This is a genomic window from Rhizobium sp. NFACC06-2 (genome assembly GCF_900101425.1).
Classification (GTDB): domain Bacteria; phylum Pseudomonadota; class Alphaproteobacteria; order Rhizobiales; family Rhizobiaceae; genus Agrobacterium; species Agrobacterium leguminum.
In genome coordinates, this window is the sequence record NZ_FMVA01000015.1 from 99,503 (window position 1) to 121,920 (window position 22,418).

Consider the following 22,418-nt stretch of genomic DNA (forward strand, 5'->3'; position numbering starts at 1 on the left):
GCCGGAACGTTATCGCAACGTTCCGGCGTCAACGCCGTCAGTCCCTTCATATGCCTGTCATAATGGTATCTGATACCGAAACCGTCTTGAGGCTGATATGTGTTGACGACTAGCCGTTGCACACAGGGAGTTCTTTGGTGAAATCGTCAACGCGAAGCATGGAGGCCGAAGTGCACGGCCGGAGACACGGCACGCCCGGCGAGGTTTTCGCAGCTTTCCTGAAGCTCGGCGTCACCTCCTTCGGCGGCCCCATTGCCCATCTCGGTTATTTTCGCGATGAGCTGGTCGTGCGGCGCAAATGGATCGACGAGGCCGGTTATGCCGATCTTGTGGCGCTGTGCCAGTTTCTTCCCGGCCCGGCCTCCAGCCAGGTGGGGTTTGCGCTCGGGCTGCTGCGGGCAGGCCCGCTCGGTGCGCTGGCGGCCTGGACGGCGTTTACCCTGCCATCCGCCATTCTCCTCTTTTTCTTCGCCATGGTCGCCGCCTCCATCGAAGGGCCAGTCGGCATCGGCCTCCTGCATGGGCTGAAAATCGTCGCTGTCGCCGTCGTGGCCCAGGCGGTCTGGGGCATGGCAAAAAGCCTTGCGCCGGATCGTGAGCGGGCCAGCATCGCGCTTGCCGGCATCGTCTGCGTCGTGTTTGTCGCCGGCGCCTTCGGGCAGATCCTGGCGCTTGCCGTCGGCGCGCTCGCCGGGCTTGCCTTCTGTCGCGCCGATGCCGCGCGGCAGGCCACCCATCTCGCCTTCCGGGTGCCGAAAAGTGCGGGATACATTGCGCTCGCCACCTTTGCCCTGCTTCTTGGACTGCTGCCCCTGCTTGCGGCGGTCGCGGCGTCACAGGGCCTCTCCTTGTTCGATGCCTTTTATCGCGCCGGCGCGTTGGTTTTCGGCGGCGGGCACGTGGTGCTCCCGCTGCTGCAATCGGAAGTCGTCGCCACGGGGTGGGTTACGGAAGATGCCTTCATCGCCGGTTATGGCGCAACCCAGGCCGTGCCCGGCCCGCTCTTCACCTTCGCCGCCTATCTCGGTGCGGTGGCAGGGCCGCAGCCCAACGGCGTTGCAGGTGCGGCGATCGCCCTTGTCGCGATCTTCCTGCCCGGCATGTTGCTGCTCGTCGGCGCGCTGCCCTTCTGGGAAGGGTTCCGCAAGCACCTTCTGGCGCAGGCCGCCATGCGCGGCGCAAATGCCGCTGTCGTCGGCATTCTGGGCGCAGCGCTTTATGATCCGGTCTGGACAAGCGCCATCTTCACCCCGAAGGATTTCACCCTGGCGTTCACTGGCTTCATCCTGTTGACGATCTGGAAAACCCCGCCATGGGCCGTGGTGGTCCTCTGCGCGGCCGGCGGCGTTCTGCTCGCCCTTGCATAAGCCTTATTCCGCAGCGCCTATGCTGTTGAACATCCAGTCGGAAAAGGCCTGCATGGCGGGTGTCGGCGGTTTCGATTGCAGCCGGGTCAGCCAATAGCTCCCGAGCGAAATGGTAACCGGAAAAGGCTGGATGATCGCGCCGGAGGCGAGATGCCGCGAAAACATCGATGGCGGCGCCAGCGCCACGCCCAGCCCCTGCAGGGCGGCCTCCATCATGCCCAGAGACGTGTCGAAAACAATGCCGGCATTCACCTGCGCCGCGGGCGTCACGCCGGCCGCGGCAAACCAGTTGCTCCATTCATCGGCCCTGTAGCTGCGCAGCAGCGTCGCTTCCATCAGATCAGCGGGCGTTTTCAGCGTCTCTGCCAGTTTCGGCGTGCAGAGCGGGGAGAGAGGCGCCTCGAATAACCGAAAGGCATCCGTGCCATGCCAGGAGCCTTGGCCGAAACGAATGGCGAAATCCAGCCCTTCAGCCGCCATATCCACCCGGTTATTATTGGTGGAAACCCTGACATCGATGAAGGGATGCTGCTTCTGAAACGCCTTCAGCCGGGGCAGCAGCCAGCCCACGGCAAAGGTTCCCACAACACCCAGAAACAACAATTCGCGCACCTGACCGGCCTCGATCCGGTCGAGCGTCGTCGCCATCTGGTCGAAGGAACTTGTCACCGTCGGCAGCAGGGCCTCGCCTTCGGCGGTAATCTTCAGGCCGCGCGGAAGCCGCTGAAAAAGCGAAACGCCAAGCCGCTTTTCCAGCCCTTTCACCTGCTGGCTCACAGCCGCCTGCGTCACACATAATTCGATGGCCGCGCGGGTGAAGCTCAGGTGCCGCGCGGATGCCTCAAAAGCCCGTAAGCCGTTCAGTGGAAGAAATTGCCGAACCATTCATGACCTAGATTTTCTTGTGTCTTCTCCGAGATATCATGATTTGTTCGTGCAATGTAGGCCGGTTAAACGTCTTTCGCTGGGAACGGCCCACGGGCTGAAAATCCACCCTAGGTTTTGGAGAACGCGAAATATGAAACTTAACCGCAGACATATCGCACTGGCCACTTTGCTTTCGACGGGCCTGTTCACGCAGGCGCTCGCCGCCGATGATGCGAAGCTGAAAGCGATAACGGATGCCGCGATCAAACCGGTCATGGAGAAAAACGGCATTCCTGGCCTTGCCGTTGGTATCAGTGTCGATGGCGAAAGCCACATCTTCACCTATGGCGTCATGTCCAAAAGCTCGGGCCAGCCGGTGACGGCGCAGACGCTTTTCGAACTCGGCTCCATCTCCAAGACTTTCACGGTCACCCTCAGCACTTACGCCGAAATGAATGGCCAGCTTTCGCTCTCGGGCAAGGTGGAAAATTATCTTCCCTCCATGAAGGGCAAGCCCTTCGGTGATGTCACGCTGATGCAACTCGGCACCCACACCGCCGGCGGATTTCCGTTGCAGGTGCCGGATAACGTCAAGACGGAACAGCAGTTGCTGGCATATCTCAAGGCCTGGAAACCCTCATACAAGCCCGGAACACACAGAACTTATGCCAATCCCAGCATCGGAATGCTCGGATACATCACCGCAAAGGCCATGGGCCAAAGCTTCGATGACGCCATGAAAGATGCGCTGTTCCCCGCGCTGGGCTTGAAGAACACCTTTACCGTGGTGCCCGAGGCAAAGATGGCCGATTATGCGCAGGGCTATAAGCGAACGGGCGAGCCCGCCCGCGTGACACCGGCCGTTCTCTCTTCGGAAGCCTACGGCGTCAAATCGACAGCGGAGGATATGATCCGTTTCGTCAATGCGAATATGGGACTGGAAAAGCTGGACGGAAAAATCCAGCAGGCGCTCACCAACACCCATACGGGATATTTCAGCGTCGGCGCCATGACGCAGGACATGGTCTGGGAGCAATATGCCTATCCCGCACCGCTGAAGACATTGCGAGAGCTGAATTCCGGTGCCCTGCTCAAGACTGTTCCGGTTTCCGAAATCTCACCGCCCATGAAGCCGCGCCAGGATGTCTTCATCAACAAGACCGGCTCCACCAATGGTTTTGGCGCTTATGTGGCGTTCATACCAAAGCAGAAATTGGGCATCGTCATTCTGGCCAATAAAAACTACCCCAATGAGGAGCGGGTTTCGGCGGCCTATGAGATTCTGACGGCGCTTGAAAAAGCGCGCTAATACCGTCGATCTGGTATCATTTTACCGGCGCGGGAGCTGATTGTTCCGCGCCGGAATGCGTAACAGTGGGAAACGGTCCGTTGCCGATGACAGGTGCAGCCGATCGCGCTAACGGAGAAAAGATGCATCGGCTGCCGATTCGATCTCCGGAGGCGGGCGCAAATCATAAAAAGCAAATCTTTTGCACGGCGACGAACTGAAACCGGAAAATCCGGGAAGCGCGTGCCGGCTGTTTCCTGGGGGGCGACATGAGTGATACCGGTGGTTATTTTCCGCGCTGGCGACTGAAAACCGAAGGGCGCATCCTGCCCGATGAGCGTCTGCCTGCGGGGCAGACCGCGGTGCTCGGTCTTCAGCATGTCGTGGCGATGTTCGGATCGACGGTTCTTGCACCATTGATCATGGGGTTTGATCCGAACGTCTCTATCCTGTTTTCGGGCATCTCTACACTGATCTTCTTCATCGCCGTTGGCGGACGTGTCCCGAGCTATCTTGGCTCTTCCTTTGCGTTCATCGGACCGGTGCTCGTGGCAACGGGCGCAGCCGCGGGTGCGGCGAGCCCTGATATCGCGCTGGCGCTCGGCGGCATCATCGCCGCCGGTGTGCTTTATGCGCTGATCGGCGTCATCGTCATGATCGCCGGCCATGACTGGATCGAAAAGCTGATGCCGCCGGTTCTGACCGGCGCGATCGTTGCGGCAATTGGTCTCGTTCTCGCACCCATTGCGATTGCAAGCGCTTCCGGCTCCGGCCCGGGCAATCCCGACGGCGACCAGCTCTCGCGCTGGATTGCGATCCTGACTGTCACATCGGTCGGCGCGATTGCTGTCTATGCGCCCGGCATGGCGCGCCGCTTGCCCATTCTTCTCGGCGGCGCGATTGCCTATATCGCTTATCTCGTGGTGGCGAACGGCCTCGGTCTCGGCAAACCGGTCGATTTTGCAGGCGTTGCGGCCGCATCGTGGTTCGGTCTGCCGACATTCACCGCGCCGGTATTTTCCGGCTCCGCGATTGCGCTGATTGCTCCGGTCGTCGTCATTCTCGTGGCGGAAAATCTAGGGCATATCAAGGCGATAGGCGCGATGACCGGGCAGAACCTCGATCGTTATCTCGGTCGCGCCTTTATCGGTGACGGCATTGCGACGATGTTCTCAGGCGCCTTCGGTGGCACCGGCATGACGACCTATGCCGAAAACATGGGTGTCATGGCGATAACCCGCATTTTTTCGACGCTCGTCTTCGTCGTAGCTGCACTGGTGGCCATCATTCTCGGCTTTTCGCCGAAATTCGGTGCGCTCATTCAGACCATTCCCGGACCGGTCATCGGCGGCCTTTCCGTCGTGGTCTTCGGCCTCATCGCGGCGACAGCTGGGCGGATCTGGGTTGAAAACAGGGTCGATTTTTCCGAGCCGCGCAACCTCATCACCGTGGGTATCGCTCTGGTGCTGGGCGCCGGCAACTTCAAGCTCAATGTCGCGGGCTTCACGCTCGATGGCATCGGCACGGCAACAATCGGAGCGATTGCCTTTTACCACCTGCTGGGCCTTGGCAGACCGGCGTCGGGCAAGTGATGCCTGCCATCTGAACATCCACCATGTTTGGAAGCAGCATCGGTTTTCCCGGTGCTGCCGTGTTGCCATCTTCGCCGCATCTGATCCTGACGACAGGCGTGAGGGGGACGCCTGCCTGCCGGTTATTCGATCGTCGCGTAGTCCATGGCTCTGAGATCGTCGAGCAGGCCCGGTCCAGTGGGTATCCAGCCGAGTTTCTCCCGGGTGAGCGCGCTGGAGGCCGTAAGATCCATGGCGGCGAACAGGGCAAACCAGCCAAAATGGCCGGCGGCGTCCTCTTTGCCTATGGAAACGAGCGGCAGCCCAAGCCTCTCGGCAACCATCCCGGCAATATCGCGCACCATAACGCCTTCTTCCGCCACGGCATTATAGCGAGCACCCCGCTCGGCCCGAAGGAGCGCCATCACGTAGAGCTTCGCCACATCGTCCACATGCCCGGCGGACCAGCGATTGCCGCCGTCCTCGACATAAGCGACGATGCCTTTTTCGCGCGACATCTCGATATAGGGCGAGATGAGGCCCTGTTTTACCGTGTCATGCACCTGCGGGAGCCGGACGACGCCGAGATTGACGCCCGCCTGCAATTGCTCCTGGCCCGCGAGTTCCGAGGCGATGCGCGGATTGAAATGATGCGTATCGAATACATCCTCCCGGGCGGGTTCGCCATTGCCGGGGTCACCCATGCCGACCCCTGAGGTGATGAGCATCGGCCTCTCGGAACCAGCCAATACGGCACCGAGCGCCGCGATCACCCGGCGATCCTTTTCGCAATTGGCGGCGAAATTCGCGAAATCATGGTCGAAAGCCGTATGGATGACGGCATCGGCAGTCTCTGCCCCCCCGGCGAGTCTGGCCGCATCTTCCAGCGTTGCGATGTGGGCGGAAGCTCCAGCGGCCTGCAGCGCTTTTGCGCCGGCCTCCGAGCGGGTGAGGCCGATCACCTCGTGGCCGTCGATGAGCAGTTCACGAAGAATCCGGGAGCCGATGAACCCGGTGGCACCTGTCAGAAAAACACGCATACAAAATCTCCCGCGTTGACGGGGAGGGTGATCTCATGAAGAATTGTCCTGTTAAAGTAGTGACTTTATCATGGTATAATTCTCAACAGGCTGCGGCGAGGAATGCAATGACGGAGAATGCACTTAGCACCTTCCTGCGCGATCGCCGCCTGCGGCTTGATCCTGCAACGTTTGGATTTCCCATCGGCCGCCGCCGCACACCGGGTCTGCGCCGGGAGGAGGTCGCCCAGCGTGCCAACATAAGTCCGACCTGGTATACGTGGCTGGAGCAGGGTCGCGGCGGTTCGCCCTCGGCGGATGTGCTGGATCGTATCGCCAAAGGACTGATGCTGACCGATCCCGAGCGCGACCACCTGCATATATTGGCCTTCGGACATCCGCCCGAGCCGCGTTATCGCCAGCCCGAGACGATAACGCCCCGTCTTCAGGGCGTGCTCGACGCGTTGCCCTTCAGCCCCGCGATCATCAGAACGGCGACATGGGACGTTCTGGCATGGAACCGGGCCGCCGCCGTCATACTCACGGATTACAGCAAACTGGCGAGGGAGAACCGAAACATTCTGCGTCTGATTTTCTCCGATGAACGGGTGCGCACTGCCCAGGAGGACTGGCGCAATGTCGCCCGCTACGTGGTCGGCGCGTTCCGGGCAGATGCCGCGCGCGCCGGCGCTGGCGCCGGCATCCAGCAACTTGTCGATGAGCTCTCGGCCGCCAGCTCCGAATTCAAGGCCATGTGGGATGACAACGAGGTCACAAGCATGCACGAGGGCCTCAAGCGCCTACACCATCCGGTTCTGGGAACAATCGAACTGGAGTTTTCATGCTTTGCGGTGGAGGGACGCTCGGATCTCAACATGATGGTCTATAATCCCGCCAACCCTGAAATGAGCGAGCGATTTCGCTCGCTGATCGCAAAATCCGGATGACCCCCTACGCTTAGCCGTAGGCACAAGCTCCCGGACGACAATGACGCCGGGCGCACCTGATTTTGACCCGTCGTCAGATCGCGGTCTCGGCAAGCCTCCGGCCATAGGCGGCAATTGATTTGCCCACCGGCAGGCGGGTTTTCTGATATCGTGAAAGGGCTGCAGGCAGGTCGTCCATCTGTCGCAGGGCGTCGCGTAGTGCCATTGCGTCGCCCGCGGCCTTGGAAACGCCCATTGCGGTGTGAGGGCGAACCACAAAGGCGGAATCCCCGACCAGCGCCATATGTGGCGACACTATCTGTTCAGCCTCATAGTCAAAAATGCCCTGGATCGATGGGGTTTCCTCGGCTTCCACCGCAAGAGCCAGTTGCGGCGGCAGAAGGGAAAACGCGTCCCTGCGCAGTTGCTCGCGGCGCTGCTCGGCTAGCTCACCCCGGGGGAGCGAATACTCGAAATGCCTGCCGTCGCGGCCGGCGAAGGTGCGGGGCAGCTCGTCAGCCGGTGTGGGGCGATACCACACCCAGTTGTAGCGGCGCTGTCCCTGTTGTATCTCACCCTTTGGGCCCGGCACGAGGTAACCCAAAACATGAATTCCGGGTGCGATATAAAAAGCGAAGCGGTCGAGCAGCAGGGATGCATCGGCCGGCAATTTGGTTTCCCGGATCAGTCCGCGCCAGGCGACGTAACCCGCAAAGGCGTTTTCTGAATGGCGATTAACCGCCTTGCGGATGACCGAACCCAGGCCATCCGCGCCGATCACCAGATCAGCGCGGTCTTCCGTGCCGTCGGTAAAGGATAGTGTCACTCCATCAGGGCCTTCCCGAACCGCGTTGATATGGTGTCCGAGACGATAGGTATCGGCGAGGAGGCGGGAGGATACGCGCTCGAAGAGATAGTCCCATGAAATCTGCATCTGCGGCGTCTTCTGGCGCTGGGCGACGTGGCCGCCGGCGTCGAGGTAGATGCGCTCCTTCGCAACCACACCGACATGGGAGACGTCTTCGCAGCCGATCTGGTCCAGAACCTCGAATAATTCCTGCTGCGGCACCAGTCCTGCACCACGCCCTGCGAGGCCGTATGCAGAGCGTTCGTAGACTTTCACATCGTGCCCGTCCTGCTGAAGCAATATGGCCGTGAAGAGACCGGCAAGCGAGCCGCCGGCGATCCGGATCGTCAATGGTTTCATGGCTGTTCCTCACTTTCGATACTGGTTTTGCGTTGCGTCCTGTCTTGGAAGACCTGCGGATCGGGTATGCCGAAACGCCGGTCAAAGGCTGGGCAGGATGTTCAGCCCGGCATGATTGCCGGCTGGTTTGCGGGAAACTTCGCCACATCCTCGATGCTGACGTTGAGGTGCTGGGCTACGAGCGCCGGCGGGGTGTGGGTCAGCCAGGACGACAGGCTGACCTCCTGGTATTCGGCGGTCTTGAAGACCGCGACGAATTGCAGGTCGGTCTTGCCGGTATTTTCGATGATGTGGCCCTGGCTCCTCTTCACGTAGCCAATGTCGCCAGCACGGAAATCCGCGGTCTGGCTGCGTGGCCCCGCGTCGAACACGGTCATCCGGCCTTCACCCTTGATCCAGTATTGCCATTCGTCCGCGTTGGGGTGCCAGTGCATTTCGCGTACCCCGCCGGGCTTGATCGTTTCGATGGCGGCGGCGATGGTTTTGGACACGGTAAAGGCGCTGCTGTCGGCGAGGCGAATGACGCCGGCAGCGTTTTCCTTCAGTGGCTTTGATGCCGCGAGTTTATAGGTGAACGGGAACGGGGGAAGCCCCGCGCCGGCAACGGCTTCTTGATCCCGGGAGAGCGGTCCCGGCTCCTTGCCCTGGAATATCCAAAGGTTCTGCAGTGGAATGTTCCGGAACACGTCCGGCACGACGCCGAAATTCTTGGCCAGCAGTTCGGGAGAGGTGTGCGCCAACCAGTCGGTGAGAAGCAGGGTGCCATATTCGGACTGGTCGCCTTCGTCGAACACGATGACGAATTCGCAACCGTCGGGACCAAGTCCCTGCAGCGAATGGGGGTAGCCGGCCGGAAAATACCAGAGATCACCGGCCTCCACATCCTGCACATAAGCTCGGCCCTGCGTATCGAGCACCGTGATGCGGCAATGGCCGTTGGTCATGATCGCCCATTCTGCGGCGCGGTGCCAGTGCATCTCGCGAATGCCGCCCGGTCCGAGCCGCATGTTGACGCCGGACACGGCATCCGAAATCGTGAAGTCCGACTTGGTCACCTGACGTGCCCAGCCGCCATTCTGGATACGTTTGGCGGCGTTGTTGAACGAGCCCCAGAAAAGCTGCATGTCGCCGACATCGGTCGCCGGTGGGCTCTGGAAAGACGGAAACTGATTGTTGATCGCAGGGTTTTTCGGGCCGGGATCGCTGAGGCCGGCGGCATTGGCATTAATTGCTCCCTCGGCGGGCTGATCGGGATTGCCGAAAGATGCTGCTCCGGCCGCGCTTGCGGCAAGGGCGGTGCCGCCGACGGCGCCGATTGCGAGGACTGCGCGTCTGGTCAACGTTTCCATTTCAGAACTCCTTGTTCATGGCGAGTTGGGACGAGGTGTCGATTGTGTGCGTCTGTGATGCGAGTTGGAGCAAGGCGATGCGGTCGATCAGCTCGGCATTGAAGAGGCGGTGTTGGAGCTGACAGAAGGCTTTTGGATCGAGCGCGTCGTGCCGGTCGGTTTTCCGGGCGGCGCGGATGGCGACGCAGGATGTGTCGTCAGTGGCCGCGACAGTCTCTTTGCCTTCGGTTGCATCGCCGGCGGCCCCGACAGGCGCGGAATGTCCGCCAGGTCTGTCGATCGTCTGCGGTGTGAGGATGCGGAAGGCGCTGGCTGATGCGACGTCTTCGGAGGCCGCGAGCGCCGGCTCGCTATCCCTGATCAGGAGTACATTTCCTCCCAACAAGGCGACTGCACCCAGTACCAACATTGCTGCGACTTTGAGGTGACGCCGTCTTTGCGCGTCAGCATTCTTGCTGATGGAGGTCATGCCCTGCTCCTGAAATGGGTGGTGGTGTCGTCGGGAGCGTCCGGAAGGGAGGCGCTTGACTGGAGCAAAGGTTACGGCGCAGAGGCGGGGCCGGCATCTATACAGAGGTCTAGTTCGTATAGCGGAACGTCTTGGCGGCGAAACAATCCAGGAAATGGCGCTCGCCCAACGACAACGCATGCCCGGACGCAGGCGTCGGAGCATGAAATAGCGACGGATTTCACGGGGGAAAGATTGTCGTCAGGATTGTGCGTTGAGCACGGATTGCAGGCATCCGATCAGACTGACGATATTGACTGGCTTGCCGAGAAAGGCCAATGCGCCACCGTTCAAAGCCGCGTTCCGGGTGCGCTCATCCTGATAGGAGGTGACGAAGATCATGGGCGGATGGTCGCCGCGCCGGTTCAGCTCGCTCTGCAACTCGATGCCGGAAAGACCGGGCATTTTCACGTCCACGACGATGCAGTCGATGCCCGCCTGCTGCTTCGATTCCAGAAATTCTTCGGCAGAAGCAAACAGGCGGCATTCGTAACCAAAAGACATGATCAGATCATCCATGGCTTCGCGAATGGCGGGATCGTCGTCGACGACAGCAATGACGGGAACGGGGGGCAATGAAAGCGACCTTTTCTGTTTTTCTTTCTTCTTCTATGCGCCCATGCCGCTATCAAAGATACCATACTAAGATACAGGTGGCCGCAGCTTCTCGCCGATCAGCTCCGCTTTGCGCACGAGATCGGCGAGGGATCTCGCCTCCATCTTGCGCATAACATTGCCCCGATGCAGCTTCACGGTGACCTCGCTTATGCCGAGCTCGTAGGCGATCTGCTTGTTCATCAGGCCGCGGACAACGGCGCCCATGACCTCGCGTTCTCTTGGCGTCAGCTGTTCGGCAAGGGAGGTGACGGCGTCGTTCTGGGCGCTTTCGCGGCGTCGTGACGCATCCCGCTCCATCGCGGCCGCGACGGCGTCGAGAATGTCCTGTTCCTTGAAGGGCTTGGTCAGAAAATCCACGGCGCCCGCCTTCATCGCCCGCACGCTCATCGGAATATCGCCGAAGCCGGTCATGAAAATGATCGGCATCCCGTGGCCGACGCGTTCCAGCTGCATCTGGAAATCCAGGCCGCTTATGCCCGGAAGCCGCACATCAAGCAGCAGGCAGCCAGGCCGGTTCAGATTGGCTTTTTCAAGAAAGGCGGCAGCGCTGTCGAAAGCTTCGGCATCGAACTTCATGGAGCGGAAAAGATCGGTGAGCGCCTCGCGCATCGACACATCGTCGTCAACGATGAACACGATGGGTGACGGCGGCTCCTTTGTCGTCTTGCGTGCCTCAGGCATGTTCCATCTCCTGGCTGATCGGCATGGAAATGGTAAAGACCGCCCCGCCGAGAGGATGATTGTCACCGGTAAGCCTGCCGCCCCGTGCTTCCAGTGTCGTGCGGCAGATGGAAAGCCCCATGCCCATTCCCGTTTCCTTGGTCGTGAAAAACGGCGAAAACAGCTTTTCCTTCATCTGCGCCGGGAAACCCGGTCCATTGTCATGAACCGCAATATGAATATTGTCCCTGTCTTCACGTTCCTTCCGCACCGTGATGGTGCGATTGCCGGTGCCCGCCTCGTCCATGGCCTGAATGGCGTTTGTGAGAAGATTGATGAGGACCTGCTGCAATTCGATCCTGACGGCTGTTATCGGCGGCGTTACCGCTTTTTCCACATGCACCGTGGTTCTGCTGCGTTCCAGCTCATGTTCGAGAAGGCTTAGCGTTTCGTCGATGAACTCATCGAGGTCGAAGGTTTCCACCTTGCCGCTCGTATGGGCGAGCAGGCTGCGCGTGTTCTGGATGATTTCACTAGCGCGCTGCCCGTCGCGGATCATGCGTTCGGCCGAGCGGCGGGCGGCGGCGAGATCCGGCGGATCGCGATCGAGCCAGCGCAGCAATGTCTGCGCATTGACGATGATGGCGCCAAGCGGCTGGTTCAGTTCGTGGGAGAGCGATGCGGACATGGCTCCGACGGCCGCCGCCTTTGAGGCCTTTGTCAGCTCCGCCTGTGCCTCGGCCAGCGCCTTCAGCGCCATTTCGCGCTGGGTGATATCCACCATGCTGACCACCACACGATTGAAGGAGGCTGCCTCCGCGGGGAAACTGATTGAAAGAAGCACCAGCTTGTCTTCGCCGCTGTCGGTGCGCACCACCACCTTGTCTTCAAAGACACCCTGATTGTCGATGATCGCCTGCAGTACATCGACGAACTTGCCGGCCGAAGACACGACCGATCGCTGGAGGGTGCCGCGGATAGAGGAATCGTAACCCAGCATTTCCTTTCCGGCTTCATTCGATGCAACGACCGTGATGAGATCGATGCATTGCTGCGTAAAACCCGGATTGGCGCGGGCATGGGCCCGCATGTCGGTGATGCCCCGTTGCTTGAGGCCCATCAGCAGGGCGTGAAGCTTCGAATAGTCGCGTTCCCAAAGTGCGACGCGCGTACGGTCGAAAATGGAGCGATAACGCTCCTCGCTTTCCTTCAGCGCCGCATTGACGGACAACATTGCCAACCGGGCGGTCTCGGTTTTCAAAAGCAGCATGGTCGTGACGGCAAGTGCCGCAAGGGCGACGACCAACCGAAGCGCCGACTGGAAATCCGCATCCTGCGCGTGGGTCGCTGCATAGGACAGGAGGGAAAGAATGGCGCAGGCGCAGGAGATCGCGATCAGTCCAGACCAGCTTACAGCCTGCGCGGCCAAAAGGACCGTGATGACATAAAGCACCGCGATCGCGCCTTCTATGTCGGTATAGGTATCGACGTAAAATACCCCGGCCGCCAGCGCCAGCGCCCCGAGGCCAAAGGCCAGATGGTACGCTCCACCTTCCGGCTCGCGCGCGCGAAACATCCTTGACGCAATCGACATTGTTCCCCCGATGCGATTTTTGCCGACAATACGGTTTTTTCAGCACAACCTGACCTATACATAGGTCTTGGTTGCCACCGTCGTCGAAACATCAGAATAGCGGTAAAACTGCACGGCGATATATCGAAAAATCCGCACATATGGCCGGTCATCCACAGGCCATGCCTGATGGCCCGAGGTGACGTCCAGCCCAAACGGTGGGGAAAAGAGCGTGCAACGACCGCTGCGTTGCGCGCCGGGCCTTTGGCCGTCAGGCGGCTGCCGGTCTCACCGTGATCGGGACACCCTTGTAGGAGGGCGTTCCGGAAAGACGGTCATAATGGCCGAGCGCCACCACCGCATTCATCTCCGGATAATAGCCTGCGGCCGACCCCTTCGGGATATTGTATTCGACCGCGGTGAAACCCTGAACGAGATGTCGGTCCTCATTTTCCGGGCCGATGCCGTGGATATCGATGCGATCACCATCCTTCAGGCCGCGCGCGGCAAGGTCGTGCCGGTTCATGAAGATAATGTCCCTTCGGCCGAAGACGCCGCGATAACGGTCATCCATGCCATAGATCGTCGTATTGTACTGATCGTGACTGCGGATCGTGGTCAGCACGAGGGCCTCCGGATTGGAGATGAGCGGGTCTTCTTCAAGTCCTGTGGCGACAAGGAAATTGGCCCTGCCGTTCCGCGTGTTCCAACGGCGGAAGGAGGCCGCGACATCAAGGCGAAAACCGCCTTTTACCCGAACCCGGCTGTTGAAATCCCTGAAATCTGGAAAGACCTCTTCGATCTTGTCACGGATTCGGTCGTAATCGGCAATCAGCCAGTCCCAATCAATTCCGTGACGGTTTCCGACGGTCGCCTTCGCGATGCCGGCGATGATGGCGGGCTCTGACCTCACCAGTTCCCCTGGTGGATTGAGGAAACCGCGAGAGGCATGCACCATCGACATCGAATCCTCGACTGTTACAGCCTGCGGTCCTGACGCCTGAGTATCCAGATCGGTGCGTCCAAGGCAAGGCAGGATCAGCGATGTCCTTGCTGTCAAAAGATGAGAGCGGTTGAGCTTCGTTGCGATATGAACGGCCAGATCGAGGTTGCGCATGCCCTCGAAGGTCGCGCCTGTATCCGACATGGCGACGGCGAGATTGCCGCCGAGGCAGATAAGTGCGCGGGATTCGCCGGCGATGATTGCCTCCACGGCTTCTATCGCGTTGTGACCCTTCTCCGCAGATGGGCGGAAACCGAAAGCGCGTTCCATGCCGTCCAACAGCGCCTTGTTCGGGATTTCGGTAATGCCGACGGTACGGTCTCCCTGAACATTGGAATGGCCGCGAATGGGCGCTATTCCCGCCCCGGGGCGACCCATATTTCCACGCAGCAGCAGGAGATTGGCGATCTGCTGTACGTTGCTGGTACCCTTGGCGTGCTGGGTTATACCCATGCCGTAACAGATGATGACGTTAGAAGCGTTCACATAAATCCTCGCAACACTCTCTATAGCCTCCTTCGTCAGCCCGCTGACTGAGCAGATCATATCCCAGGACGTCGCGTCGATATCGGCGCGAAGCGCGTCGAGGCCTGCGGTATGTTCCTCGATGAAAGCCCGGTCGAGTACGCCGCCGCGGTCCGCCTGAAGGCTCTCCGCATCGAGTTCGAACACCGCCTTCATAATGCCCTTGAGGGCGGCGAGATCGCCTCCGGTGCGAAGCTGGTGATAGGCGGAGGCGATCGGCGTCGAAGAGAGCGTCGCCATCTCGATCGGGTCCTGCGGCGCGGCGAAGCGCTCCAGCGCGCGTTCCTTCAGCGGATTGAACACGACGATCGTCACGCCGCGTTTTGCGGCATTATGCAGAGTCGTCATCATGCGGGGATGGTTGGTGCCGGGATTGTGGCCGAAGCTGAAGATCGCATCGGCATGATCGAAATCCTCCAGTGTCACCGTGCCTTTGCCGACACCGATGGATTTCGGAAGGCCGACGCTTGTCGCCTCATGGCACATGTTGGAACAGTCAGGGAAATTGTTTGTCCCGTACGCGCGCACGAAAAGCTGGTAGAGAAACGCAGCCTCATTGGATGCCCGGCCGGACGTGTAGAACTCAGCCTTGTCGGGGTCGTCAAGCTTGTTGAGTTCCCGTGCGATCAGGCTGAAGGCATCGTCCCAGGCGATCGGTTCATAGCGGTCCTTCTCGGAATTGTAATGCAGGGGAAGGGTTAGCCGGCCGGCATCCTCAAGCTTGTGATCGGTCCATTGCCACAGTTCGGAAACCGTATGCTGCGCGAAAAATTCGGGTCCGGATCGTTTCGCCGTCGATTCCCAGGTGATTGCCTTGGCGCCGTTTTCGCAGAACTCGAACGATGAGGTGTGTTTGGGGTCTGGCCAGGCGCAGCCGGGACAGTCGAAACCTTCGGGCTTATTGGCCTTAAGGAGCGTCATCGTGCCCTGTGCGACGATCTGCTGATGCGCGAGCGTTTTCGCGACAGCTTTCAACGCATCCCAGCCGCCAGCGGGATGATCGTATTTTTCAATACCTTCCGGCCGCTCTTCTGCCATGTCGGAATTCCTTCGATTTTGCAGATTGACGATTGTCGTGCCCGCTGACGCTAGCGCAACTGCGGATGGGTAAACATCATACTCAGGCATAGGTTGCCTGCTCCCTGGAGGGCGGAACGAAAAAGGCCGCCTCCTGCGGCGGGGGCGGCCTTGGCGGATCGGGAGGAGATCCGCGGCTCCGGGAGAGGGGACACCGGAGTTCATGGCTTCTGCGAGCCAATCGCCCTGGGGCGGGGCGACAGGCAAAAACTATCCCGGGTGGGAACCCGCCGAAACTACACTTAGGTATCGGGTGGACTGTACCACCAGCCGATTTCTCCCGAGCCATTCTTCTTTCATCCTCGGTGCCGATCAGACAGCCGCAACAGGGGCGCTCAACACCGGGCGGTCGATTGCAAAAGGAGAACGATTATGGACATGACCACAGTTGCCAGCAACCGCAAGCTTCCACTCGCAACGCCGACTGACCTCGGTGCCGAAGCGAGCCGCGACATCGCCGCCGCATTGACCGCCCTGCTGGCGGATGTCTTCACGCTCTACATCAAGACCAAGAATTTCCACTGGCATGTTTCCGGTCCGCATTTTCGTGATTATCACATGCTGCTGGACGAACAGGGAGCGCAGATATTCGCGATGACCGACGACATTGCTGAAAGGGCGCGCAAGGTCGGCGGCACCACCATCCGGTCCATCGGTCATATCGGCCGCCTCCAGCGTCTCCTTGATAATGATGCCGACTTCGTCACCCCGGAGGATATGCTCGCCGAACTGCGCGAGGACAACAAGCAGCTGACCGCCATCCTGCGACAAACGCACAACCTCACCTCCGACCTCAACGATCACGCCACCACCAGCCTGATCGAAAACTGGATCGACGAGACCGAGCGCCGCACATGGTTCCTGTTCGAAACCACCCGTCGCTCCCGCTGAAGCCAGGCAGGAAACCGACATGACCGACGATCCAATCGCGCTGGCGCTTTCAAGACGACGTCTTCTGCTGGCCGGTGCCGCGCTTTCCGCTGCGATGGCAGTGCCATCAACAGCCTTTTCAAAATCCACCCCATCCCGCAACGAAGGAGCATTTCCAATGACCGAATCATTCGTAAAGACCAAGGACGGCGTCGATATCTATTTCAAGGACTGGGGTCCGAAGGATGCCCAACCGATCGTGTTCCATCACGGCTGGCCGCTATCCTCCGACGACTGGGATGCGCAGATGCTGTTCTTCGTTCAGAACGGCTACCGCGTCGTGGCGCATGATCGTCGCGGTCACGGACGTTCTCAGCAGGTGAGCGACGGCCACGACATGGATCATTATGCCGCCGATGCATCCGCCGTTGCAGAACATCTCGATCTCAGGAACGCTGTTCATATCGGACACTCGACTGGCGGTGGTGAGGTCGCGCGTTACGTCGCAAAATTTGGCGAACCGCAGGGCCGTGTCGCCAAGGCCGTCCTCGTCTCCGCCGTTCCGCCACTGATGCTGAAGACGCCTTCCAATCCCGGCGGTCTGCCGATCGAAGTCTTCGACAGCTTCCGCAAGGGTGTGGCCGAAAACCGCGCCCAGTTCTTCCTCGACGTGCCGACCGGTCCGTTTTACGGCTTCAATCGTCCGGATGCCAAAGTCTTTCCCGGTGTTATCCAGAACTGGTGGCGTCAGGGTATGATGGGCAGCGCCAAGGCCCATTACGACGGCGTCAAGGCCTTCTCGGAAACCGATCAGACGGAAGACCTGAAGGCGATCACGGTGCCGACGCTCGTTCTCCACGGCGATGACGACCAGGTCGTGCCGATCGCAGATTCTGCCGAATTGTCGGTCAAATTGCTGAAGAATGGCACGCTGAAGGTGTATAAGGGATATCCGCACGGCATGCTGACAACTCATGCCGACATCATCAATCCGGATCTGCTGGCCTTCGTGAAGAGCTGATCACCGGTAAAGGGTCGCCGCCGGAAAAAGCGGATGGCGGCCAATTTCCCGCGCGGAAGGAGATTCCGATGCCGTTCAAACCATCTTATGAAGACCTTGTCCTTCGTGACGGCATCGCCAGCCTGCCCGAGATGGAGGACATCCAACTGGAGCTTCCCCTGTCGCAGCAGGCCGAGGCGGAAAATCGCGTCGATGCGAAGCCGGATCCTTCGAACAACGAAACGGAATTTCAGGTCTGATCGATGGGATTGCCGTCCTCGACCGTAGCTTATTGTATCAGCAACCAGACAGGCTACATCGAGGTACCGTTTTCGGTTTCGATGGAAAACTCTCGACACAACGCTTCTCCATCAAGTGGCGCAATATCGTTATTCATGATGGAGATCCGAGATGACCAACGCCGTGTCGCGTCCTGAACAGGTAGATGTTGATCGTATCCCGGCTGTTTCTTTCGACCTGCTGTTGCGTCACCAAACGTCGGTTTTCGCACGGCTGACACTTCTGGATACAAAGTCGGCCTGAAGCAGAACGGAGAGTGCGCCGGGACTGGCGCTGCAAACTTCTCGCGTTACGGGGTGAGAACGGCTCGCGGTTCGAGCATGCCGTCGAGACCGAAGGCACCGATCTCCCTGCCGATACCGGATTGCTTGAAACCGCCGAAGGGCGCGCGAGGATCATGCGGTGCGCCGTTGATGACGACGCGGCCGGCCATCAGCCTCTCGGCGATGCGTTCGGCACGTCTGAGGTCGGCTCCAAGCACATAGGCTTGCAATCCGTAGTCGCTATCATTGGCGATTTTGACGGCCTCATCTTCGTCCTCATAGGCGAGAAGACACAGGACGGGACCAAAGATTTCTTCGCGGGCGATGCGCATTTCGTTCGTGACATCTGCGAAGATTGTCGGGCGGGCGAACCATCCTTTTTCAATCCCGGCCGGTCGTCCGGTTCCGCCTGTCAGCAGGGTTGCTCCTTCTTCGACACCAAGCCGGATGTAAGTCTGGATCCTCTCCCACTGGGCAAGGCTGGCGAGAGGGCCTACCCGAACCTCCGGATCACGGGGATCGCCAACTTTGAATTTTTCAGCCGCCATCCTCAACCGCTCGGCAATCTCGGGGAGACGGGACCGCGGAGCCAGGATGCGGGTACCCGCGACGCAGGCCTGGCCGCTGTTTGCAAAGCCCGACATCAGGGCGACAGGTATAGCCTTGTCGAGGTCGGCATCCGGCAGGATAATGGTGGGTGCTTTGCCTCCCAGCTCCAGCACCACCCTTTTCATGCCGTCGATCGCCGCGCGCTGAATGATCTTTGCAGCCTGGGTGGAAACGGTGAAACTGACGGTCGCCACGTCGGGATCCTGCGTCAGCGCCGCACCGACCACCGGACCCGTGCCGTTGACAATGTTGAAAACTCCTGCCGGCAGGCCGGCCCGATGCAGCCTTCTCACCAGAATATCCGTCTGAAACGCACTCTGTTCGGCCGGCTTGATGACGAGGGACGAGCCTGAACCGATTGCATGCGCAAGCTTGGTGGCGATAAAACCGAAATTGCTGTTCCAGGGCGTGATGGCGGCGAGAACGCCGCGCGGCAGCATCCTGACCGTGCTTTTGCCCACGACCCGGTCAAAGTCGTAGTTCGCCACGGTCTCAGCCATAACATCAAAAATCGACGCTGCGTTTTGAACGGAGAAAGCCGTGAAATAAGCGGGTGCGCCGTATTCTTCGGTCATGACCTGCGTGAGCTCATCCGGTCGTTCTTCGATCGTATCGCGCAGGCTGCGCAGCATATCGATACGCTGCGCCTTGGTGGATCTTGCCATGGCGGGAAAAGCCCGTTTCGCGGCTGCCACGGCGGCCCGTGCATCATCAGCATTGCCAAGCCGGACATCGCCGATTTTTTCTTCCGTTGCCGGATTGAAAAGGTCCAGCCGTTCATTGCCGTCTGGCACCACAAATTTACCGTCGACATAGATGTGTTCAATTGATCGCATTGATCTGGCCTCGTTTGAGATGGTTGGAAATCCGGCTCGTCTGGACGCCGCGGAACGCGCTGGAGGCGCGCCGGATGGGTCCAAGAAGACTTCACTGAGTTGATCAGAGGGATGGCAGGAAGAAGTGGAAAAGCGAAAACGGCTGCGGCGGGCGCCGAGCCGTTCCCTTGGGGTCACATCGATGAGACCGCGCCCAGAAGTCCCGCAAGCGGCGAGGGCTCGTCGGATGTTGCATCATATACGCACGGTGCTGCAAATATCGCCGCAAACACGATGGCGATGACAAGCGCACGGGCGGAGACAACAGGCTTAAGCGAGCTTGAGCGTAACATCGATGTTTCCCCTCGTTGCCTTCGAATAGGGGCATATCTGATGGGCATCCTCGATGATGGCCTGTGCTACGGGACGATCGATCCCGGGCAGGCTTACCGACAGGCGAGCCTGCAGGAAGAACTCGCCGCCCGTCGTGCCGAGGTCGACTTCCGCATCGACGGCGGTGTCGGCGGGAAGCCGGAGCTGGCGTTTCGCCGCCGCCTTTGTCATGGCGCCGATAAAACATGCCGACCAGCCGACCGCAAAAAGCTGTTCGGGATTCGTGCCCGGCTTTCCGCTGCCCGGAGGCGAGAGCTTGATGCCCAGCGCGCCATCATCGCTTTGTGCCGATCCGTCACGCCCGCCGGTCGTGTGGGTCTTGCCGGTATAAAGAACAGTCTCGATCTTGGTCATGGGAGGCTCCTTTCATTTGCCGCTGCTGCGGCGTTTCGTGATAGGAGCTTTGTGATGGATCAGCGTATCCGGCATGTTTCCGGAAACTGCGAAACTGTATCGAAAAGTATCGGCGCTTTGTCACTGGTTATCGTCGACCCGTTTCCCTCTCAGGGAAAAGCCACCTCGGCCGCAAGCCCGCCGCCCTGCCTGTTATAGAGGCGAACCGAGCCGCCGATCGTTCCCGCGAGTTGCTGCGCGATCGCCAGTCCGAGACCGGTTCCGCCCGTATCGCGGTTTCTCGATGTTTCGATCCGGAAGAACGGTTGCATGGCATTTTGCAGCATCTCGTCCGGGACGCCCGGCCCCCGATCGAGCACCGTGATGACCACGGTGCCTTCACCACGCCGGTCCACTTTAATCTCGGCGCTGCCGGCGAATTTGAGGGCGTTATCTATGAAGTTCGTCAGGATCCTTCGCAATGCATGTGGCTTTGTCGACGCGGTGCCGCGCACCATGCCGGCAACTGTTACGGCTTTTCCGGTATCCTGATAGTCGTAGGCAATGCTGTCGATGAAAGAGGCCAGATCGATACGGGAGGATTTCTCGCCATTGCCGTGAGCGCTGCGTGCGTAAGCGATCCCATCCTGCACCAGGCGTTCGATTTCACGCAGGTCACTGACCAGCTTTTCCTTTTCCGGCGTATCGTCCGCCATATCGGCCCGCAACCGCATCCGGGTGATGGGCGTCTGCAGGTCGTGCGAAATCGCCGCAAGAATCTGGACACGCTCCTCGAGATATTGCGCGACGCGATCGCGCATGGCGTTGAACGCGCGGGCGGCGTGGGCAACTTCGCTTGGGCCGCTCTCACTCATCGGCGACCCCTTTTCCCCCGGATCCAGCGCTTCGGCTGCCGCAGCAAGCGCGCTGAGGGGTCTGGTCGTCTGTCGCACTGCAAACCAGGTGCAGAGGAGGAGAAGCGCCATCTGCGCGGCGAAGACATAAGGCAGCCATTCCGCCAGGGGCATCACGCCGCGCGGTGTCACGTCGATTGTCAGGGGGGAGCCGTCCGATAGCGTCAGGTGCGCCTGAAGCCGCTTGCCGTCGCCGGGAATGGACTCGACCCTGACGGGAAAACGGTGTCCCGCGGCTTCCTCGATCCTCTGCGCGATTTCAGCGCCGCGGCCGGTGATGTCGGAAACACCGGGAAGACCGGGGCCAAGGACGAGTTGATAATTGTTGCGGCTCAGGCGATGGACCCATTGCGCCCGCTCTTCCGCAGGCAGCCGGTCGATGATGGCGATCGATACCGCCAGATCCTGCTCCAGAGTGCCGAGCATGACCGCCTTTGCCGACATATATCGTTCGGCAAAGAGGATGCTGAACGACAGGCCGTAGGCAATGGCGAGGCCGGCAAAAAGGATGATGAAAAGTCTGGACCGCAATGAGCGCGGCCACCAGCCGGCGAGCAGGCGCGGGCCGTTCATATCCTCGGCTCCGAAATCTCCACGGGCACCGCAAAGACATAACCCTCCGCCCGTACCGTCTTGATGTAGATGGGTTCGCGCGCGTCATCCCCCAGGCGCTGGCGCACGCGGCTCACGAGAAGATCGATCGACCGGTCGAAAAGCTCGGCATCGCGTCCCTGGGTGAGATTTAACAGCTGGTCACGGTTGAGGACGCGTTGGGGATGATCGATGAAGACCCTGAGAAGCCGGTATTCAGCCCCGCTCAAGGCAACGGTCGTGCCCTCCCTGTCGAGCAGGTGACGGCCTACCGTGTCGAGGCGCCAGTCACCAAAGGTCAGGAGTTGCCCGGCCTCGCTGATCTGCAGATTGGGAGGCAGCATCCGCGTGCGGCGCAGGATGGCCTTGATCCGCGCAAGAAGCTCACGGGCAGCGAAGGGCTTCGACAGATAGTCGTCGGCTCCCATTTCGAGCCCGATAATGCGATCCATCTCGTCATCGCGGGCGGTCAGCATCAAGACCGGCGTGGCTTTGTGTTTCCCCGCTCGCAGCTCACGGCATAGGACCAGCCCGTCATCGCCAGGCATCATCACGTCGAGCACGATGAGATCGACGGTATTGCCGTCGAGAAAACTTCTCATCTGCCGTCCGTCGGCCGCCACGCTGGTGCGCAGGCCGTTCTTCTTCAGGTAGCTGGAGACCAACTCCCGGATTTCCCTGTCGTCGTCTACGACGAGAATATGGTCGATATGTTCCATTGGATGCCTTCGTCGTCCGGACGGTTCGAGTGGCCCGCTACCGCGTTCCCTGC

21 protein-coding genes are annotated in these 22,418 nt (G+C 60.1%); 8 read left to right on the top strand and 13 right to left on the bottom strand.

The window, feature by feature from the left end; all coding sequences use genetic code 11:
* The first annotated feature begins 158 nt into the window (after positions 1 to 158).
* Positions 159 to 1,367, top strand: a complete 1,209-nt coding sequence (gene chrA / locus F3H58_RS21765; protein WP_149743762.1) for a chromate efflux transporter — start codon at positions 159 to 161, stop codon at positions 1,365 to 1,367.
* A gap of 3 nt (positions 1,368 to 1,370) precedes the next feature.
* On the opposite strand, the gene F3H58_RS21770 is transcribed toward chrA, so the two are convergent.
* Positions 1,371 to 2,252 carry a LysR family transcriptional regulator gene (locus F3H58_RS21770; protein WP_149743737.1) on the bottom strand — a complete coding sequence of 294 codons (882 nt, stop codon included), beginning with the start codon at positions 2,250 to 2,252 and terminating at the stop codon, positions 1,371 to 1,373.
* Positions 2,253 to 2,385: 133 nt separating this feature from the next.
* On the opposite strand from F3H58_RS21770, the gene ampC reads away from it, so the two are divergent.
* Positions 2,386 to 3,543 (top strand): class C beta-lactamase, encoded by a 1,158-nt coding sequence (ampC, locus tag F3H58_RS21775; RefSeq protein ID WP_149743738.1) that lies wholly within the window; start codon positions 2,386 to 2,388, stop codon positions 3,541 to 3,543.
* A gap of 248 nt (positions 3,544 to 3,791) precedes the next feature.
* Positions 3,792 to 5,114 carry a solute carrier family 23 protein gene (locus F3H58_RS21780; protein ID WP_149743739.1) on the top strand — a complete coding sequence of 441 codons (1,323 nt, stop codon included), beginning with the start codon at positions 3,792 to 3,794 and terminating at the stop codon, positions 5,112 to 5,114.
* Positions 5,115 to 5,236: 122 nt separating this feature from the next.
* Here the strand turns inward: F3H58_RS21780 and F3H58_RS21785 are convergent, their stop codons facing one another.
* Positions 5,237 to 6,133 (bottom strand): SDR family oxidoreductase, encoded by an 897-nt coding sequence (locus F3H58_RS21785; protein WP_149743740.1) that lies wholly within the window; start codon positions 6,131 to 6,133, stop codon positions 5,237 to 5,239.
* 107 nt (positions 6,134 to 6,240) lie between these two features.
* Here F3H58_RS21785 and F3H58_RS21790 point away from each other — a divergent pair, with 107 nt between their 5' ends.
* On the top strand, positions 6,241 to 7,059 hold the full coding sequence (locus tag F3H58_RS21790) for a helix-turn-helix transcriptional regulator (RefSeq protein WP_149743741.1): 819 nt from the start codon (positions 6,241 to 6,243) through the stop codon (positions 7,057 to 7,059).
* Between the two features lie 73 nt (positions 7,060 to 7,132).
* On the opposite strand, the gene F3H58_RS21795 is transcribed toward F3H58_RS21790, so the two are convergent.
* The 7 genes from F3H58_RS21795 to F3H58_RS21825 form a co-directional block, all read right to left on the bottom strand.
* Positions 7,133 to 8,245, bottom strand: coding sequence for an FAD binding domain-containing protein (locus tag F3H58_RS21795; RefSeq protein ID WP_149743742.1), 1,113 nt, complete (start codon positions 8,243 to 8,245; stop codon positions 7,133 to 7,135).
* Positions 8,246 to 8,346: 101 nt separating this feature from the next.
* Positions 8,347 to 9,594 carry an oxalate decarboxylase family bicupin gene (locus F3H58_RS21800; RefSeq protein WP_149743743.1) on the bottom strand — a complete coding sequence of 416 codons (1,248 nt, stop codon included), beginning with the start codon at positions 9,592 to 9,594 and terminating at the stop codon, positions 8,347 to 8,349.
* Between the two features lies 1 nt (position 9,595).
* Positions 9,596 to 10,063, bottom strand: coding sequence for a hypothetical protein (locus F3H58_RS21805; RefSeq protein ID WP_149743744.1), 468 nt, complete (start codon positions 10,061 to 10,063; stop codon positions 9,596 to 9,598).
* A 240-nt stretch (positions 10,064 to 10,303) separates the two neighbouring features.
* Positions 10,304 to 10,678 (bottom strand): response regulator transcription factor, encoded by a 375-nt coding sequence (locus tag F3H58_RS21810; protein WP_080820869.1) that lies wholly within the window; start codon positions 10,676 to 10,678, stop codon positions 10,304 to 10,306.
* Between the two features lie 66 nt (positions 10,679 to 10,744).
* On the bottom strand, positions 10,745 to 11,401 hold the full coding sequence (locus F3H58_RS21815; RefSeq protein WP_149743745.1) for a response regulator transcription factor: 657 nt from the start codon (positions 11,399 to 11,401) through the stop codon (positions 10,745 to 10,747).
* Positions 11,394 to 12,974 (bottom strand): PAS domain-containing sensor histidine kinase, encoded by a 1,581-nt coding sequence (locus tag F3H58_RS21820; RefSeq protein ID WP_149743746.1) that lies wholly within the window; start codon positions 12,972 to 12,974, stop codon positions 11,394 to 11,396. Before F3H58_RS21820 ends, F3H58_RS21815 begins: the two co-directional genes overlap by 8 nt.
* A gap of 250 nt (positions 12,975 to 13,224) precedes the next feature.
* A complete protein-coding gene (locus F3H58_RS21825; RefSeq protein WP_149743747.1) occupies positions 13,225 to 15,519 on the bottom strand; it encodes an FdhF/YdeP family oxidoreductase in 2,295 nt (764 codons plus the stop codon).
* Positions 15,520 to 15,930: 411 nt separating this feature from the next.
* Here F3H58_RS21825 and F3H58_RS21830 point away from each other — a divergent pair, with 411 nt between their 5' ends.
* From F3H58_RS21830 to F3H58_RS27575, 4 genes are all read left to right on the top strand, one after another.
* Positions 15,931 to 16,449, top strand: a complete 519-nt coding sequence (locus F3H58_RS21830) for a Dps family protein (protein WP_065656035.1) — start codon at positions 15,931 to 15,933, stop codon at positions 16,447 to 16,449.
* Between the two features lie 19 nt (positions 16,450 to 16,468).
* Positions 16,469 to 17,449, top strand: a complete 981-nt coding sequence (locus F3H58_RS21835; protein WP_149743748.1) for an alpha/beta fold hydrolase — start codon at positions 16,469 to 16,471, stop codon at positions 17,447 to 17,449.
* Positions 17,450 to 17,517: 68 nt separating this feature from the next.
* On the top strand, positions 17,518 to 17,688 hold the full coding sequence (locus F3H58_RS27310; protein ID WP_188129018.1) for a hypothetical protein: 171 nt from the start codon (positions 17,518 to 17,520) through the stop codon (positions 17,686 to 17,688).
* 151 nt (positions 17,689 to 17,839) lie between these two features.
* Positions 17,840 to 17,971, top strand: coding sequence for a hypothetical protein (locus tag F3H58_RS27575; protein ID WP_286169920.1), 132 nt, complete (start codon positions 17,840 to 17,842; stop codon positions 17,969 to 17,971).
* A 46-nt stretch (positions 17,972 to 18,017) separates the two neighbouring features.
* Here F3H58_RS27575 and F3H58_RS21840 read toward each other — a convergent pair whose 3' ends face one another.
* From F3H58_RS21840 to F3H58_RS21855, 4 genes are all read right to left on the bottom strand, one after another.
* On the bottom strand, positions 18,018 to 19,436 hold the full coding sequence (locus tag F3H58_RS21840; RefSeq protein ID WP_149743749.1) for an aldehyde dehydrogenase family protein: 1,419 nt from the start codon (positions 19,434 to 19,436) through the stop codon (positions 18,018 to 18,020).
* A gap of 309 nt (positions 19,437 to 19,745) precedes the next feature.
* Positions 19,746 to 20,162, bottom strand: a complete 417-nt coding sequence (locus tag F3H58_RS21845) for an organic hydroperoxide resistance protein (RefSeq protein WP_149743750.1) — start codon at positions 20,160 to 20,162, stop codon at positions 19,746 to 19,748.
* Positions 20,163 to 20,311: 149 nt separating this feature from the next.
* Entirely contained in the window at positions 20,312 to 21,628 is a 1,317-nt protein-coding gene (locus F3H58_RS21850; RefSeq protein ID WP_149743751.1) for an ATP-binding protein, read from the bottom strand.
* Positions 21,625 to 22,365, bottom strand: a complete 741-nt coding sequence (locus F3H58_RS21855) for a response regulator (RefSeq protein WP_026372362.1) — start codon at positions 22,363 to 22,365, stop codon at positions 21,625 to 21,627. The genes F3H58_RS21850 and F3H58_RS21855 overlap by 4 nt, the downstream gene beginning before the upstream one ends.
* Positions 22,366 to 22,418 lie beyond the last annotated feature (53 nt).

Bases quoted from the DNA above. Each gene is read 5' to 3' on its own strand.
- F3H58_RS21850 (WP_149743751.1), bottom strand. From the start codon at position 21,628: ATGAACGGCCCGCGCCTGCTCGCCGGCTGGTGGCCGCGCTCATTGCGG.
- F3H58_RS21835 (WP_149743748.1), top strand. From the start codon at position 16,469: ATGACCGACGATCCAATCGCGCTGGCGCTTTCAAGACGACGTCTTCTG.
- F3H58_RS27575 (WP_286169920.1), top strand. From the start codon at position 17,840: ATGACCAACGCCGTGTCGCGTCCTGAACAGGTAGATGTTGATCGTATC.
- F3H58_RS21840 (WP_149743749.1), bottom strand. From the start codon at position 19,436: ATGCGATCAATTGAACACATCTATGTCGACGGTAAATTTGTGGTGCCA.
- F3H58_RS27310 (WP_188129018.1), top strand. From the start codon at position 17,518: ATGCCGTTCAAACCATCTTATGAAGACCTTGTCCTTCGTGACGGCATC.
- F3H58_RS21825 (WP_149743747.1), bottom strand. From the start codon at position 15,519: ATGGCAGAAGAGCGGCCGGAAGGTATTGAAAAATACGATCATCCCGCT.
- F3H58_RS21805 (WP_149743744.1), bottom strand. From the start codon at position 10,063: ATGACCTCCATCAGCAAGAATGCTGACGCGCAAAGACGGCGTCACCTC.
- F3H58_RS21785 (WP_149743740.1), bottom strand. From the start codon at position 6,133: ATGCGTGTTTTTCTGACAGGTGCCACCGGGTTCATCGGCTCCCGGATT.
- F3H58_RS21780 (WP_149743739.1), top strand. From the start codon at position 3,792: ATGAGTGATACCGGTGGTTATTTTCCGCGCTGGCGACTGAAAACCGAA.
- F3H58_RS21790 (WP_149743741.1), top strand. From the start codon at position 6,241: ATGACGGAGAATGCACTTAGCACCTTCCTGCGCGATCGCCGCCTGCGG.
- chrA (WP_149743762.1), top strand. From the start codon at position 159: ATGGAGGCCGAAGTGCACGGCCGGAGACACGGCACGCCCGGCGAGGTT.
- F3H58_RS21855 (WP_026372362.1), bottom strand. From the start codon at position 22,365: ATGGAACATATCGACCATATTCTCGTCGTAGACGACGACAGGGAAATC.
- ampC (WP_149743738.1), top strand. From the start codon at position 2,386: ATGAAACTTAACCGCAGACATATCGCACTGGCCACTTTGCTTTCGACG.
- F3H58_RS21800 (WP_149743743.1), bottom strand. From the start codon at position 9,594: ATGGAAACGTTGACCAGACGCGCAGTCCTCGCAATCGGCGCCGTCGGC.
- F3H58_RS21845 (WP_149743750.1), bottom strand. From the start codon at position 20,162: ATGACCAAGATCGAGACTGTTCTTTATACCGGCAAGACCCACACGACC.
- F3H58_RS21820 (WP_149743746.1), bottom strand. From the start codon at position 12,974: ATGTCGATTGCGTCAAGGATGTTTCGCGCGCGCGAGCCGGAAGGTGGA.
- F3H58_RS21815 (WP_149743745.1), bottom strand. From the start codon at position 11,401: ATGCCTGAGGCACGCAAGACGACAAAGGAGCCGCCGTCACCCATCGTG.
- F3H58_RS21795 (WP_149743742.1), bottom strand. From the start codon at position 8,245: ATGAAACCATTGACGATCCGGATCGCCGGCGGCTCGCTTGCCGGTCTC.
- F3H58_RS21830 (WP_065656035.1), top strand. From the start codon at position 15,931: ATGGACATGACCACAGTTGCCAGCAACCGCAAGCTTCCACTCGCAACG.
- F3H58_RS21770 (WP_149743737.1), bottom strand. From the start codon at position 2,252: ATGGTTCGGCAATTTCTTCCACTGAACGGCTTACGGGCTTTTGAGGCA.